Source organism: Dyadobacter sp. 676 (genome assembly GCF_040448675.1).
In the GTDB taxonomy this organism is placed as follows: domain Bacteria; phylum Bacteroidota; class Bacteroidia; order Cytophagales; family Spirosomataceae; genus Dyadobacter.
The window spans coordinates 4723324-4737486 of sequence record NZ_CP159289.1 but is presented as its reverse complement, the minus strand read 5'-3'; the positions used below and the strand labels follow the sequence as shown (position 1 = coordinate 4737486).

The following is a 14163-nucleotide window of genomic DNA, read 5'->3' as shown; positions in this document are numbered from 1 at the left end:
CTGAGATAGCATTCTAACGCATCAGGAGCTATATAGAATCATTCTAACCAACGTATGAGTCAGAATATTTCATAAATTAGCAGGTCGTTCAAAATTGCATTTATCGAATGTAGAATTACACTTTGGATTGTTAACCTATATTAAGTATATCAAATGAAAAGACGTGATGCCCTTGGTCGTGTGGCACTGTTAATGGGTGGCACACTCTCCGCACCCACCATGCTGGCTTTTTTGGAAGGCTGCAAGTCTTCTACGGAAAGTGCCTCGGCAATGACTTTCCCGTTTTCCGCCGACCGCAAGGCGCTTGTTTCGGAAGTAGCTGAAATTATCATTCCAAAAACAGATACCCCGGGGGCGAAAGACGCCAAGGTTGGTGAGTTTATCGAAATGATGCTGAAAGATTGCTATGGCGCGAAAGACCAGGAGAGCTTTAACAAAGGCCTGGCAGAACTGGAAAAGAAAGATTTCCTGAAAGCGAAACCCGAAGAGCAAACCAAGATATTAAAGGATATGGAAGCCTCCGCGAAAGAGGAAATCGCCAAAGCCGGAGAAGAGAAGAAAAAATATACCGAGGCAGGTAAGGAATACACGGATGCCGGTGTACCATTCTTCCGCCTGATGAAAGAACTCACGTTGCTGGGGTACTTCACCTCCGAGCCCGGCGCTACCCAGGCACTGGAATACGTTGCGGTTCCCGGCCGCTACGACGGCTGCATCGACCTGAAACCAGGCCAGAAAAACTGGGCAATGTAACATTAACAAGTAATCGGCCGGAAAGGCCCTATTTTAAAAATATTGAAGCATATTCATCATGAATCTGAACATAAAAGCAACAAAACAGGCCACTTATGACGCGATAGTGGTTGGTTCGGGTATAAGCGGCGGATGGGCCGCAAAAGAGCTGACGGAGAAGGGATTGAAAGTCCTGATGCTCGAAAGGGGAAGGGATATCAAGCATATCGTTGACTATAAAACGGCCACACTCGCGCCATGGGAGTTCGAACACCGCGGACGCGTTACCACTGTTGCCAAAGAAGAATACTGGGCAGGCGTACGCACGGGCTATACCGCCAACGAAGAACACCGTTACCTCTTCGAAAACGACAAAGAAAACCCTTATAAGGAAACCCGTGGGTTCGACTGGATCCGCGCCTATCACGTGGGTGGCCGCTCGCTGTTGTGGGGGCGCCAGAGCTATCGCCTGAATCCGGCGGATTTTGAAGCGAATGCGAAAGAAGGTATCGGTGTCGACTGGCCGATCCGTTACGCGGATATCGCTCCATGGTACGACTACGTAGAAAAATTCGCGGGTATCAGCGGCGCCAAAGACGGCCTCGATGTGCTGCCTGACGGCAATTACCTGCCTCCGATGCAGATGAACTGCGTGGAAAAGCATGTGAAAGGCGAGGTCGAGAAAAAATTCCCCGGCCGCCATATCATCATGGGCCGCGCGGCGCACCTCACCCAGCCGCAGGCATTCCATACCGAACTCGGCCGTGCCGCGTGCCAGTTCAGGAACATGTGTATGCGCGGCTGTCCATACGGGGGCTATTTCAGCACACAGGCCGCGACATTGCCCGCGGCGCAAAAAACCGGTAACCTGACGCTCCTGCCCGATTCGATCGTTTCGGAGGTAATTTTCGACGATAAACTGAATAAGGCGACCGGCGTGCGTGTGATCAACCAGAATACGCTTGAAACAAGAGAGTATTTTGCCAAAATCATCTTTTTAAATGCGTCGGCCATCGCCTCGACGTCCATCCTGATGAACTCCAAATCGAAACGTTTTCCGAACGGAATGGGTAACGACAGCGACCAGCTCGGGCGTAACATCATGGACCACCACCTTGCCGTGGGGGCGAGAGGCGACATGCCGGGCTTCGAAGACAAATACTACTTCGGACGCCGCGCGAACGGTATTTACATTCCGCGCTACCGTAACTGGGGTAACGACAAACGCGATTATGTACGCGGGTTCGGCTACCAGGGCGGTGCCAGCCGCGAGAGCTGGGGCCGCGGCGTGGCTACCGACGGTTTCGGGGCCGATTTCAAAAAATCGCTTTCGGAACCGGGCGGATGGACAATGAATATCGGCGGATTCGGCGAAATGATCCCCGACGAAAAAAACCGCTTCACCCTGCACCCGACCGAAAAAGACAAATGGGGCCTGCCAATCGTCGTTTTCGACGCCGCTTATGGCGAAAATGAAAAGAAAATGCGCCAGGATATGATGAACGACGCCGCGGAAATGCTTGAAGCGGCCGGTTTGAAAAACGTGACGCCGTACAACGACGAATCGAAACACCCGGGTATCGGCATCCACGAAATGGGTACCGCACGCATGGGCAACGACCCGAAAACATCCGTTTTAAACAAATACAACCAGGTTTGGGGTGCCGAGAACGTTTATGTCACCGACGGATCGTTCATGACCTCGGCTTCCTGCGTGAACCCGTCGCTGACTTACATGGCGATGACCGCGCGCGCAGCAGACCACGCAGTGAAGGAGCTGAAAAAGATGAATGTATAGCGATTCCCGATCCCGCCACGATAAAAACCTCGCAGGTAAATCCTGTGAGGTTTTTTCTTTTGACAGGTAACCTTTTCGTGCCGTTTGTCAGTATTGCTTAAAACCATTACCCTAAACCGCATTATTTTGAAAGAAACCGCTACCCTTTCGCCTCAACGTGTTTCGTCTGTCGACGCCTACCGTGGATTTGTGATGTTCCTGATGATGGCCGAAGTGCTGCGTTTCGGAAATGTGGCCGAAGCGCTTCCCGACAGTGCTTTCTGGGCATTCATGGATTTTCATCAAAGCCATGTCCCGTGGGTGGGTTGTTCGCTGCATGACCTGATCCAGCCTTCGTTTTCCTTTCTGGTAGGCGTTGCCCTGCCGTACTCGATGGCCAGCCGGGCGGGCAGGAATCAGTCGGTTTCGATGATGTGGGTGCACACTATCCGGCGTTCGCTGATACTGATATTCTTAGGCATTTTTCTCCGCTCGATGCATTCGGAGCAAACCAATTTCACATTCGAAGACACTTTGACGCAAATCGGCCTTGGTTACCCGATCCTTTTTGCACTGGGCTTTGCTTCGGAAAAAATCCAGTGGGGAGCATTGGCCGCCATTCTCGCGGGTTATGCAACCCTGTTTGCGTTGTATCCGCTCCCCGGGCCGGATTTCGACTGGTCCCAAACCGGCGTCACGGCCGACTGGGAGCATAACCTGAAAGGGTTCGCTGCACACTGGAACAAAAACACCAATGCCGCCTGGGCATTCGACCGGTGGTTTCTGAACCTCTTTCCACGAGAAAAGCCATTCCGGTACAACGGTGGCGGTTACAGCACATTAAGTTTCATTCCAACACTGGGAACTATGTTATTGGGTTTGATAGCAGGTAAATGGCTAAAATCGGCGACATCGACCGCGTGGCTGCTGAAACGATACATCGTTACCGCGGCGGCTTTACTGATCCTTTCGCTGCTTCTCCACTTCACCGGCCTTAACCCGATCGTGAAACGCATCTGGACGCCGGCCTGGACGCTATTCAGCGGCGGCTGTGCATTCCTGCTGCTTTCCGCATTCTATTTTATCGTGGATGTGAAAAACCGTAAATCCTGGTTTTACCCGTTGATCGTAATCGGCACGAATTCCATCGCCGCCTACGTGATCGCCGACGGCCTTGGCGGGTTTATCCGGGAATCGTTCAAGATCCATTTCGGGCAGCATTACGACTCGATTTTCGGCGCCAGCTATGCATCGCTCGTCAGCGGCGCATTAATTCTCCTGGTGGAATGGCTGGTCCTCCGCTGGATGTATAAAAAGAAGGTTTTTATCAAGATCTGACGATCTTTGAAAATATTTTCAAACACTTTTCAAAATGCTCGAACTTCAAGCCGTACATCATATCGCGATCATTTGCTCCGATTATGCCAGATCTAAACAGTTTTATACCGGGATTCTAGGTTTTAAGATCGAACGGGAGGTATACCGGGAAGCGCGGGATTCGTACAAGCTCGACCTATCGCTTAACGGCCAGTATATTATCGAGCTTTTTTCATTCCCATCCCCTCCCCCGCGCGTATCGCGCCCGGAAGCATGCGGGCTAAGGCACATCGCTTTCAAAGTTGCGGATATCGAAAAGGCCATCGCAGTGCTGAATACGAAAGGGGTTTTTCCGGAACCCATCCGGACGGATGAATTCACAGGCAAGAAATTCACATTTTTCGCCGATCCGGATGATCTGCCGATCGAATTATATGAGATTTGAGATTTGACGGGCTCACTAGGCCGCGGCGGTCAAGCCGAAGTTGCGGCGGTTGCCCGATTCCAGCTTGCAGAGCGATTCGTAAAACTCCGAAACCCGCAAAAGGTGTTCGTCCATCAGGCGCTGGGCTTCGGGTTCCTTTTCAAGATAACTGCGTACCGATTTATAGAGCTGTATAACAGCGGCTTCTATTTTTTTAAGGCACGAAACTACTTCTTCCTTGTCGTGCGCGTTTTCCAGCAGTTGCAGGGAAGTGCGCGAGGCGATCTGATTGTGGTCTGCCAGTTCCTTGTCGTTGAGAAAACATTTGAAATAGTCATAAACAGCACGGATCTCCTTCTGAAACAGCAAAGCGCTCAGATGTCCCTGGCTTAATATCCGCCGGAATGGCCCCATTCCGTCTCTTTTCAATGCCTCGAGATACAGAACTTCCCGCTTTTTCTGCTCATTCCATAACGCCCGGATCATCTGAATGAACTCGTTTCCTTTGCTCTCCTCCATATGCTGTAAATGTTAAAGCGATGTAGAATAAGTTCTTAAAAAACCATACCCAAATTGCCCCTAAACGCCTGTTTTGCCGTTATTTAAATACTTTATCCTCTTTAAATCACAAAAAGGAATTATTAAACTTTTTTCAAAATTCCGGACACAAAATCCGGCCCCGATCCTGGGCAAATTTTGCCATAACCGGCTGCTAAAAATGTGGAATTGTAGAAGGTACAAATCCACATAGCCGCATGCATTTTTTTGTCCTGACCAGAAAGCGGCTAACTTTGCTGGCTTTACAATAATTGAGCGCTAATGCGGTTTAAACTTAGCAAGCTGCCATAGCCTAATACAATTTTGATATGTCCAAAATCCAGTTCCATATTGGTCTCTTTACGATTTCACTTCTCAGCGCATGTAAAACTACGGCTCCGCCTCAGCAAACGGTTGCCGAAACCCAGCCGCTGCTCGAAATCGGTAACGAGCGATTTTCACTTGATGATTACCAGGATTCCTACGATAAAAACAAGTTTGCCTCCGATTCCACGAAAGCATTGACGCCCGAGGAATACCTTCCACTATATACGGACTTAAAAATCAAAGTATTACAAGCAAAATCCGAAGGAAAAGACACGACACTGGATTACCGCGAGGAAATCGCCTCTTACCGCGACCAGCTCGCCAAAAACCACCTCGTCGATAAAGAACTCGTCGAAAAGCTGGCCGACGAAGCCTATAACCGCCTGAAACAGGAAGTACGCGCGTCGCATATTCTCGTTGGTGTTTCGGAAGACGCTTCGCCGGCGGACACGCTGGAAGCCTACCGGGCGTCCATAGCGCTTCGCGGAAGGCTGGAAGAAGGCACGGATTTCGGCGACATGGCTGCGCGGTTTTCCAAAGATCCTGCCGCCAGAACGACCAGGGGCGATCTGGGTTATTTCACCGCATTTCAAACCCTGTACCCAATCGAAACGGCGGCCTACACATTACCAGTAGGGAAAATATCCCAGCCCGTCCGTACCAAAGCCGGCTACCATCTGATCAAAGTCAACGACCGCCGGCCTAATCGTGGGATGGTGCGTATCGCGCACATTATGGTGAAAGCGGATACCGCCGGGACTGCGGCCCAGAAAGAATCGGCCAAAGCGCGCATTGAAGAGGCATACGCCCAATTACAGAACGGCGCGGATTGGAATATGATCGTCGACAAATACTCCGACGACCGCGAGTCGCGGAAGAATGGCGGACTGCTGCCCATTTTCGGCACCGGGCAAATGGTGCCCGAAATCGAAGACGCCGCATTTGCATTGACACGCCCCCAATCGTACTCAAAACCCGTACTCACCATGTACGGCTGGCACATTATCCGCCTTGTCGAAAAGCGGCCTATCGAAACGTTTGCCAATATGGCCCCGTCGCTGCGCAAAAAAGTGGTAACCGATTCGCGCGGAAAAATCATCGAGCAGGCGAATGCAAGGCGCCTGCGCCAGAAATACGCGGTGCAGGAAGCCGCCGATCAATGGAAGCTGGTGGCCGCGCTGGCCGACAGCACGCTCAGGACCGGCAAATGGGATTACCAGCGGGCCGTTTCCGCCGATTGGTCGGCAGTGACACTTTTCCGCATCGGGCAGAGGCAATACGATGCATTGTCGTTCCTGACCTATGTCAAACGCAAACAGACGCCCCGCCCGAAAGATGCATCGCCGGACGTGATTTTTAAACGCTATTACAACGATTACCTCACCGAATCGCTGGTTGAATATGAGAAAGAGCACCTCGAAGAATCCAATCCCGAGTTCCGTAGCCTGATGAACGAGATTCGCGACGGCGTGCTGCTTTCGCAGATCATGGAAGAGCAGGTCTGGCAGCGCTCGCTTTCCGATTCGACCGGCCAGCGGAATTTTTACGAAAGAAATAAGGACCGCTACAACTACCCCGAACGTGCGTTCGCGACGATAGTGGCGGCGAAAGATACCCAGACGCTGAACAATGTCAGAAAAACGCTGGCCACGAGCCCGTACCGGCTGGAACGGAAGTCGAAGGAGCTCCTTTTCCCGGTCAATTCGGCGGAAATCGGCAACCAGCAACTCGACGCACTGAACGATCTTTACATTATCATGGAAAAAAATGCGGATTACGTAGTTGAGATAGCGGGGTACCGCGCCACCGACGAGCCGGAAATCATTTCTTCGACCCGCGTCCGCAATGTTGTAAAATATTTAAATGCACGAAACATCCCGATTCTGCGTATCATAGAGAAAGACTATGGTTCTTTCCGGCAATCGGCCGAGCCGGAGCGTAACCGGAGGGTCGCGTTCCAGTTTTACAGCCAATCGAAAAACGACGTGGAAAAGGTTTACAATACGGATGCGCCGGGAACAGTAACGATCCGCGAAGGTTACTTTACTAAGACAGACCCGTTGTTCAATGGTTTCAAATGGCAGACCGGCGAACAGACCGCCCATGCGAACGGTGCGTTTTTATGGGCAAATGTGACGAAAATCGATCCGCCACGTCCCAAGACGTTCCCGGAGGCGCGGGGAAGCGTGATCAACGATTACCAGAAAGAGCTCGAAAAACAATGGGTGACCCGGTTGCAGGAGAAGTTCCCGGTCAAAGTCAACGCGCAGGAATTAGAAAAAATTAAGCGTTAGCCGTATTTTAGCACTTATAAATCGAATCTGTTTCATTTTTAAGATTTTAATTGAATAAAACCCGCATTAAATCCAAATCAGCATACAAGAAAATATGAAAGTAAATAAATGGATCGGCGCTCATTTGACAGCCGTTTTCATGTTGTTGATCAGCATGATAAGCTACGGGCAAGGCCAGCAGGGAGTGAGCCTGGACAAGATTATCGCGAGGGTCGATAACCATTACATCCTGAATTCGGAACTGGAAGACATGTACAATCAGTACAAGGCCGAAGGAAGGACGGCTCCGGAAAAATGTCAGTTGCTCGAATCCCTGATCATCAACAAAATGCTCCTGGCAAAGGCCGAGATTGACTCTGTGACAGTCGATGACAAGGAGGTCGACGGCGAACTGAACGCGAAGATGAATTACATGATTCAGCGTTTCGGTTCGGAAAAGAATATCGTCGAAGCATACGGCAAAAGCATTGAAAATCTCAAAAACGAACTTCGGCAACAGGTAAAAGAGCAAAAGATCGTCGAAAAAATGCAGCGGACGATCTCCGGCAATGTGAAGATCACGCCGGCCGAGGTACGTAAGTTTTTTAATTCTATTCCAAAGGACAGCTTGCCCTACATTCCCGCCGAAGTGGAAGTGGGCCATATTGTCAAGAAAGGGACCGTCACCAGGGAGCAAAAGGAAAAGCTCCGCCAACAGTTGCAGGAATTGAAGCAGCGCGCCGAGAAAGGGGAAGACTTTGCCATGCTCGCGCAGATCTATTCCGAAGACCTTGGTTCAGCCAAAGTGGGCGGCGATCTCGGTTTCGCGAAACGCGGACAAATGGTACCGGAGTTCGAAGGGGCAGCATTGGCGCTTAAACCGGGCGAAATGTCCAATGTAATCGAATCGCAGTTCGGCTTTCACCTCATTAAACTGATTGAAACGCGGGGCGCCGAATACCACGCACGCCACATCCTGCTCCGCCCCGACTACAACAAAGGCACCGATATGACCGCCGCGACCCGTGCACTCGACAGCCTCCGCACGCTTATCAAAAGCGACTCGCTGAAATTCGCGAAAGCGGCGCTCGACAACTCCGACGACAAGGAAACAGCCGAATCGGGAGGGTTAATCCAGGACAGAAGTACCGGACTATCCAAGCTGACCCTCGATGCATCGATGGACCCCGCGTTGTACTTCGCGATCGATACCATGAAAGTGGGCGATTTGAGTATGCCCGTATCGTATCGCATGGAGGACGGCAGCAGCGCGATGCGGATACTTTGGTATAAAAGCAAGTCCGAACCGCATACGGCAAACCTGCACGACGATTATGAAAAACTGGCGCAGATCGTGCTGAGCAACAAGCGGAACAATGCGCTGGAAGAGTGGTTCAAAAAAGCGCAGGGCGATGTCTACATCAGTATCGAACCAGAGTATAAAAACTGCAAGGTGCTTGGTCTGGCCGCCAATGGGGATGATTTATAGCGGTAAAACGGCGGTAATCATTGCTTTAAACGAGTGAAAATCTAACCAAACATAACGTGAAGTATTCATCGGACGTAGAAGCTGCCGAAGCTATGAAAGTAGCTTATGATAAAATCCGGAGTGAAATCGGAAATGTGATTATCGGACAGGATGAAGTTGTTAAAAGATTGCTCACCGCTATTTTCTGCCAGGGCCATTGCTTGCTGGTAGGTGTTCCGGGGCTCGCCAAAACGCTTCTGATCCAGACCATCGCTTCCTCGCTCGATCTGAACTTTAACCGGATCCAGTTCACACCCGACCTGATGCCTTCCGACATTCTCGGTTCGGAAACACTCGACCAGAACCGTAATTTCAAATTCATCAAGGGCCCTATATTCGCCAACATCATCCTCGCGGACGAGATCAACCGGACTCCGCCCAAGACGCAGTCCGCATTGCTGGAAGCGATGCAGGAATATTCGGTCACTATCGCCGGTGCGAAACATTCGCTCGACAGGCCGTTTTTCGTGCTCGCCACCCAGAACCCGATCGAACAGGAAGGTACCTATCCCCTGCCCGAGGCCCAGCTCGACCGGTTTATGTTCATGATCCAGCTCGATTATCCTTCGTACACAGAGGAAGTAAGTATCGTCAAGAATACCACTACCGACAGCCGATATCAGGTACAGAAGGTTATCAGCGCCCAGGAAATTACCGATTTCCAGCACCTGGTCAGAAGAGTTCCGGTGACCGATCATGTGATTGAATATGCCGTAAAACTCGTGCACAAGACACGCCCGAACGGCAGCCTGGCTATCAAAGACACCAACGATTACCTCGAATGGGGTGCCGGCCCGCGCGCCTCGCAGGCACTGATCCTCGCCGCAAAATGCAATGCGCTGCTTTCGGGCAAATATTCCCCTGATATCGAGGATGTGAAAGCAGTTGCATTACCCGTATTGCGCCACCGTATTATCCGCAATTTCAAGGCGGAAGCGGAAGGCATTTCGGTAGACGACATTATCGGAAGACTGCTGTAAGACAGGGTCTCCTATCAGCCAGAATTAATCAAGAGGTTTGTGTCGTCCCCGGATGGCACAAACTTTTATTTTTTCAGACAGTCAATTATTCCAACCGCATCACCATGACCAACATTCAAGGCAGGAACTTTATCGGCTACGCACTTTCGGCAGAAGGCGGCCGCCAGTTCAAAGCGTATGTGCCCGTAACCGATACTTATCTCCCCGAAACTTTCCAATGCGCCACCGTTGAAGAGGTTAACAAAACAATGCAACTGGCGGAAAAGGCTTTTGACAGCTATTCGAGGGTCCCCGCTTACGACCGTGCGGATTTCCTGATTGCCATTACCGAGGAAATAATGGCATTGGGCGATCAACTCCTCGAACGGGCTAACCAGGAGACAGGACTTCCCATCGCCCGGTTGCAGGGAGAACGCGCCCGGACAATCAATCAGCTTACGCAGTTCGCGGAACTCCTGCGGGAGGGCTCCTGGGTAGAGGCCGCCATCGACACCGCCCAACCCGAACGACCCCCGGTTCCCAAGCCGGACATCCGTAAAATGCTCGTTCCCATTGGTCCGGTTGTCATTTTCGGTTCCAGCAATTTCCCGTTCGCCTATTCGGTGGCTGGCGTGGACTCCGGCCCCGCGTTGGCGGCCGGTAATCCGGTGGTTGTGAAAGCGCATCCGGCACACCCGGGCGTGAGCGACCTTACCGCACAAGCGATCGTGCGTGCGGCCAAGCGCACGGGCATGCCGGAGGGCACTTTCTCGATGCTTTATGACGATGGCTTTGAAGTAGGGACCGCATTGGTGAAGCATCCGGCGACAAAAGCTGTCGGCTTTACCGGCTCCTACAAAGGCGGGATGGCACTTTACAGGCTGGCCCGGGAACGCGAAGAACCTATTCCGGTTTACGCGGAAATGGGCAGCGTGAACCCGATCGTGGTTTTGCCCCGATATTTAAAAAACAATGCGGAGCAGCTCGGCAAAACACTGGCAGGCTCGGTGAGTCTGGGCGCCGGGCAGTTCTGCACGAATCCGGGTTTGGTATTTATCACGAAATCGGAGGGGCTCGAAACATTTCAGAATTCCTACAAATCGGAAATCCTGAACACGCCTGCCGCCACGATGCTGACGGCGGGTATTTGTAAAAACTACAATAAACTGCGTGCGGAGGCCCTGGAACAAACGAATGTAACTGCACTTGCCATCTCGGATATTCGTCCCGAAGGCGAAAACCAGGCCGAGGCATCCATCGCACTGGTTTCGGGGAAAGATTTTATTGAAAATCCCAAACTGCACGAGGAGGTTTTCGGTCCGTTTTCTCTGCTTGTTGTTTGCGAGGACACGGGCGAACTGTACGAGGCCATCTCGCATTTGAAAGGACAACTTACGGCCACATTGATCGCCGAAGAGGCGGAGGTGGCCGAATATCCCGAAATTGTGCGGCAACTTGCAAAAATATCCGGCCGCTTTATCATGAATGGCGTCCCGACCGGTGTGGAAGTTTGTCCTTCCATTCACCACGGCGGGCCATTCCCCGCTACTGCGGATTCGAAGTTCACATCGGTAGGGCGGCATTCCATTTTGCGTTTCGTCCGGCCGCAGTCCTACCAGAACTGGCCGGATTCACTGCTTCCCGACGAATTGAAAAACGGTAATCCGCTGAACATTTTCAGGCTGGTCGATAACGTGCTGACGAAGGGGCGCATTTAACGGAACAACGAGTCGGGATAACCGACTTCTACCAGGAACAAACCTTCTGCCGGGGCCTGCGCTCCGGCATTTTTTCTGTTGCGGGACAGGATTATCTGCTCAAAATCGCCGACGGATATTTTGTGGCGCCCCACTTCCAGCATTGTCCCTACCAATGCGCGCACCATTCCCCGCAAGAAGCGGTTCGCCTTGACATGAAACACCAGCATATCACCCGATTCGACCCAGCATGCCTCGGTAACGGTGCAACGGAAATTGTTCACGCTCGTGTGGATCTTGCTGAAACTTTCGAAATCGTTATAGACCAGCAGCAATGCGGCCGCTTCGTTCATCCGCGCCACATCCAGGTTTCGACGCATTTGCGTCGCCAGATCGGCGAGAAATGGATTTTTCCGATAGGTAATACGGTATTCATACTTCCGGTACGTAGCGGCGAACCGCGAGTGGATATCACGGGCTACCGGTATCAGCCGGTGTACGGCAATGTCACGGGGCGTGAGCGCATTGAGTTTATAAACGAGCAAATCGGGGTTTGCTGTCGCTTCGGGTAAATCAAAATGAGCGAATTGTTGTTCTGCATGAACACCCGCGTCGGTGCGGCTGCTGCCTGTCAGCTCGATGGGCAAGCGCAGGACCTTGAACAATGCTTCTTCCAGCACCTGCTGCACGCCCAATGCATTGTTTTGCTTTTGCCAGCCGTTGTAGGCGGTACCGCGGTAACTGAATTCGATAAAATAGCGCATGCCGCAAAATTAAGCCAAACGTGCGATTTAGCAGGGCCGATTGCGGAATTTGCGGGAAGAAGGTTAACTTTGAAAATTGGAAAATTTCATTTTAGTATGATTACGGAAGAGAAAAAAGAAGAGAAAAGCCTGAACTTTATCGAGGAGATTATTGACGCTGACCTGCAATCAGGAAAATATACTCAGATTATTACACGCTTTCCCCCCGAACCGAATGGCTATCTGCACATTGGGCATGCTACCAGCATTTGCTTGAATTTCGGGCTGACCAAGAAATTTCCGGGTTATACCAATCTGCGATTTGACGACACCAATCCGGTGACGGAAGACACCGAATACGTTGAAAATATAAAGAACGACATTCGCTGGCTGGGTTTCGAATGGGAGAACGAGCGCTATGCATCCGACTATTTCGACACTCTTTACGGCTACGCGATCAAGCTGATTAAGGACGGGCTTGCTTATGTGGACGACTCTACTTCCGAAGAAATAGCTGCCTTGAAAGGTACACCGACCGAACCGGGAAAAGACAGTCCCTACCGTAACCGCGGCGTAGAGGAAAATCTTGCACTTTTCGAACAAATGAAAAACGGCGCCTTCCCCGACGGCAGCCGTACTTTGCGCGCAAAAATCGACATGGCGCACATGAATATGCTCATGCGTGACCCGATCCTTTACCGGATCAAGCACGCGCATCATCACCGCACCGGAAACAAATGGTGTATTTACCCGATGTACGACTTCGCGCACGGACAAAGCGACGCCATCGAAACGGTAACACATTCGATTTGCACGCTGGAATTCGCTCCGCACCGCGAGTTGTACGACTGGCTGATCGAGAAATTGGGCATTTACCCTTCGCACCAATACGAATTTGCACGCCGTAACCTGAACTATACCGTCACGAGTAAGCGCAAACTGCTCCAACTGGTGCAGGAAGGCCACGTAAGCGGCTGGGACGATCCGCGGATGCCAACAATCAGCGGCATGCGCCGGAGAGGCTACACCGCATTCAGCATCCGCGATTTCTGCGACCGGATCGGCGTTGCCAAACGGGAGAATATGGTTGACGTCGGACTCTTGGAGTTTTGTGTCCGTGAAGACCTGAACAAAAAAGCATTGCGCCGGATGGTGGTGCTAGATCCATTGAAAGTGGTTATCACCAATTTCCCAGAAGGCGTTACCGAGATGTGTCATTCTGAAAATAACCCGGAAGATATTTCGACCGGCAACCGCGAAATCCCTTTTTCCCGTGAGATCTTTATCGAAAAGGAAGACTTCATGGAAATACCCTCGAAGAAATACTTCCGACTCGCTCCGGGCAAAATGGTCCGCTTGAAAGGTGCCTATATTATCCAATGCGATGATTTTGTGAAGGATGAAAATGGAGAAATTACAGCAGTGCGCTGTACGTACATCGAAAACAGCAAGAGCGGACAGGACACGACCGGCATTAATGTAAAAGGGACGTTACACTGGGTTTCGGCCGCCCATGCAGTCGAAATCGAGGTACGGCTGTATGACCGTTTGTTCTCGGTAGAAGACCCGTCGTCCGGGGACGGTGATTTCAAAGACTATCTTAATCCCGATTCCCTGCATATTATAACCGGTTATGCCGAGCCCGCATTGTTAGAGGCGCAGGAAGGCGAATCATTCCAGTTTCTCCGCAAAGGCTATTTCGCCAAAGACCCCGATAGTACCTCCAGAAAGCTAATTTTCAACCGAACCACGACATTGCGGGACAATTGGGCAAAAGCAGCTAATTGATCAAACTTCCTTGCCGTCGACTTAAGTCGACGGCAAGGAAGTTGCAGGGCTCTTTTGTATC

11 protein-coding genes are annotated in these 14163 nt (G+C 51.3%); 9 read left to right on the top strand and 2 right to left on the bottom strand.

The genetic code is table 11. The features are described 5' to 3' along the window. Nucleotides 1–153 precede the first annotated feature (153 nt). The 4 genes from ABV298_RS21165 (at nucleotide 154) to ABV298_RS21150 (ending at nucleotide 4271) form a co-directional block, all read left to right on the top strand. Nucleotides 154–753, top strand: coding sequence for a gluconate 2-dehydrogenase subunit 3 family protein (locus ABV298_RS21165; protein ID WP_353718156.1), 600 nt, complete (start codon nucleotides 154–156; stop codon nucleotides 751–753). A 58-nt stretch (nucleotides 754–811) separates the two neighbouring features. After that, nucleotides 812–2530: a GMC family oxidoreductase gene (locus tag ABV298_RS21160; protein ID WP_353718155.1), complete on the top strand. Its 1719-nt coding sequence runs from the start codon at nucleotides 812–814 to the stop codon at nucleotides 2528–2530. Between the two features lie 126 nt (nucleotides 2531–2656). Continuing rightward, nucleotides 2657–3847, top strand: coding sequence for a DUF5009 domain-containing protein (locus tag ABV298_RS21155; protein WP_353718154.1), 1191 nt, complete (start codon nucleotides 2657–2659; stop codon nucleotides 3845–3847). Between the two features lie 34 nt (nucleotides 3848–3881). Further along, on the top strand, nucleotides 3882–4271 hold the full coding sequence (locus ABV298_RS21150) for a VOC family protein (RefSeq protein WP_353718153.1): 390 nt from the start codon (nucleotides 3882–3884) through the stop codon (nucleotides 4269–4271). Between the two features lie 15 nt (nucleotides 4272–4286). On the opposite strand, the gene ABV298_RS21145 is transcribed toward ABV298_RS21150, so the two are convergent. After that, entirely contained in the window at nucleotides 4287–4769 is a 483-nt protein-coding gene (locus ABV298_RS21145; RefSeq protein ID WP_353718152.1) for a hypothetical protein, read from the bottom strand. A gap of 347 nt (nucleotides 4770–5116) precedes the next feature. Between ABV298_RS21145 and ABV298_RS21140 the strand changes: the two genes are divergently transcribed. The 4 genes from ABV298_RS21140 (at nucleotide 5117) to ABV298_RS21125 (ending at nucleotide 11592) form a co-directional block, all read left to right on the top strand. Continuing rightward, nucleotides 5117–7408 carry a peptidylprolyl isomerase gene (locus ABV298_RS21140; RefSeq protein WP_353718151.1) on the top strand — a complete coding sequence of 764 codons (2292 nt, stop codon included), beginning with the start codon at nucleotides 5117–5119 and terminating at the stop codon, nucleotides 7406–7408. A gap of 94 nt (nucleotides 7409–7502) precedes the next feature. After that, nucleotides 7503–8876 (top strand): peptidylprolyl isomerase, encoded by a 1374-nt coding sequence (locus ABV298_RS21135; protein WP_353718150.1) that lies wholly within the window; start codon nucleotides 7503–7505, stop codon nucleotides 8874–8876. Between the two features lie 56 nt (nucleotides 8877–8932). Continuing rightward, nucleotides 8933–9895, top strand: a complete 963-nt coding sequence (locus ABV298_RS21130) for a MoxR family ATPase (RefSeq protein WP_353718149.1) — start codon at nucleotides 8933–8935, stop codon at nucleotides 9893–9895. A gap of 104 nt (nucleotides 9896–9999) precedes the next feature. After that, nucleotides 10000–11592, top strand: coding sequence for an aldehyde dehydrogenase (NADP(+)) (locus ABV298_RS21125; protein WP_353718148.1), 1593 nt, complete (start codon nucleotides 10000–10002; stop codon nucleotides 11590–11592). On the opposite strand, the gene truA is transcribed toward ABV298_RS21125, so the two are convergent. Beyond that, entirely contained in the window at nucleotides 11589–12335 is a 747-nt protein-coding gene (gene truA, locus ABV298_RS21120; protein ID WP_353718147.1) for a tRNA pseudouridine(38-40) synthase TruA, read from the bottom strand. The two genes, ABV298_RS21125 and truA, sit on opposite strands and share 4 nt — an antisense overlap. 96 nt (nucleotides 12336–12431) lie before the next feature. On the opposite strand from truA, the gene ABV298_RS21115 reads away from it, so the two are divergent. Beyond that, nucleotides 12432–14102, top strand: coding sequence for a glutamine--tRNA ligase/YqeY domain fusion protein (locus tag ABV298_RS21115; RefSeq protein ID WP_353718146.1), 1671 nt, complete (start codon nucleotides 12432–12434; stop codon nucleotides 14100–14102). The last annotated feature ends 61 nt before the right edge of the window (nucleotides 14103–14163 follow it).

Bases quoted from the DNA above. Each gene is read 5' to 3' on its own strand.
- ABV298_RS21125 (WP_353718148.1), top strand. From the start codon at position 10,000: ATGACCAACATTCAAGGCAGGAACTTTATCGGCTACGCACTTTCGGCA.
- truA (WP_353718147.1), bottom strand. From the start codon at position 12,335: ATGCGCTATTTTATCGAATTCAGTTACCGCGGTACCGCCTACAACGGC.
- ABV298_RS21140 (WP_353718151.1), top strand. From the start codon at position 5,117: ATGTCCAAAATCCAGTTCCATATTGGTCTCTTTACGATTTCACTTCTC.
- ABV298_RS21135 (WP_353718150.1), top strand. From the start codon at position 7,503: ATGAAAGTAAATAAATGGATCGGCGCTCATTTGACAGCCGTTTTCATG.
- ABV298_RS21165 (WP_353718156.1), top strand. From the start codon at position 154: ATGAAAAGACGTGATGCCCTTGGTCGTGTGGCACTGTTAATGGGTGGC.
- ABV298_RS21160 (WP_353718155.1), top strand. From the start codon at position 812: ATGAATCTGAACATAAAAGCAACAAAACAGGCCACTTATGACGCGATA.
- ABV298_RS21115 (WP_353718146.1), top strand. From the start codon at position 12,432: ATGATTACGGAAGAGAAAAAAGAAGAGAAAAGCCTGAACTTTATCGAG.
- ABV298_RS21150 (WP_353718153.1), top strand. From the start codon at position 3,882: ATGCTCGAACTTCAAGCCGTACATCATATCGCGATCATTTGCTCCGAT.
- ABV298_RS21145 (WP_353718152.1), bottom strand. From the start codon at position 4,769: ATGGAGGAGAGCAAAGGAAACGAGTTCATTCAGATGATCCGGGCGTTA.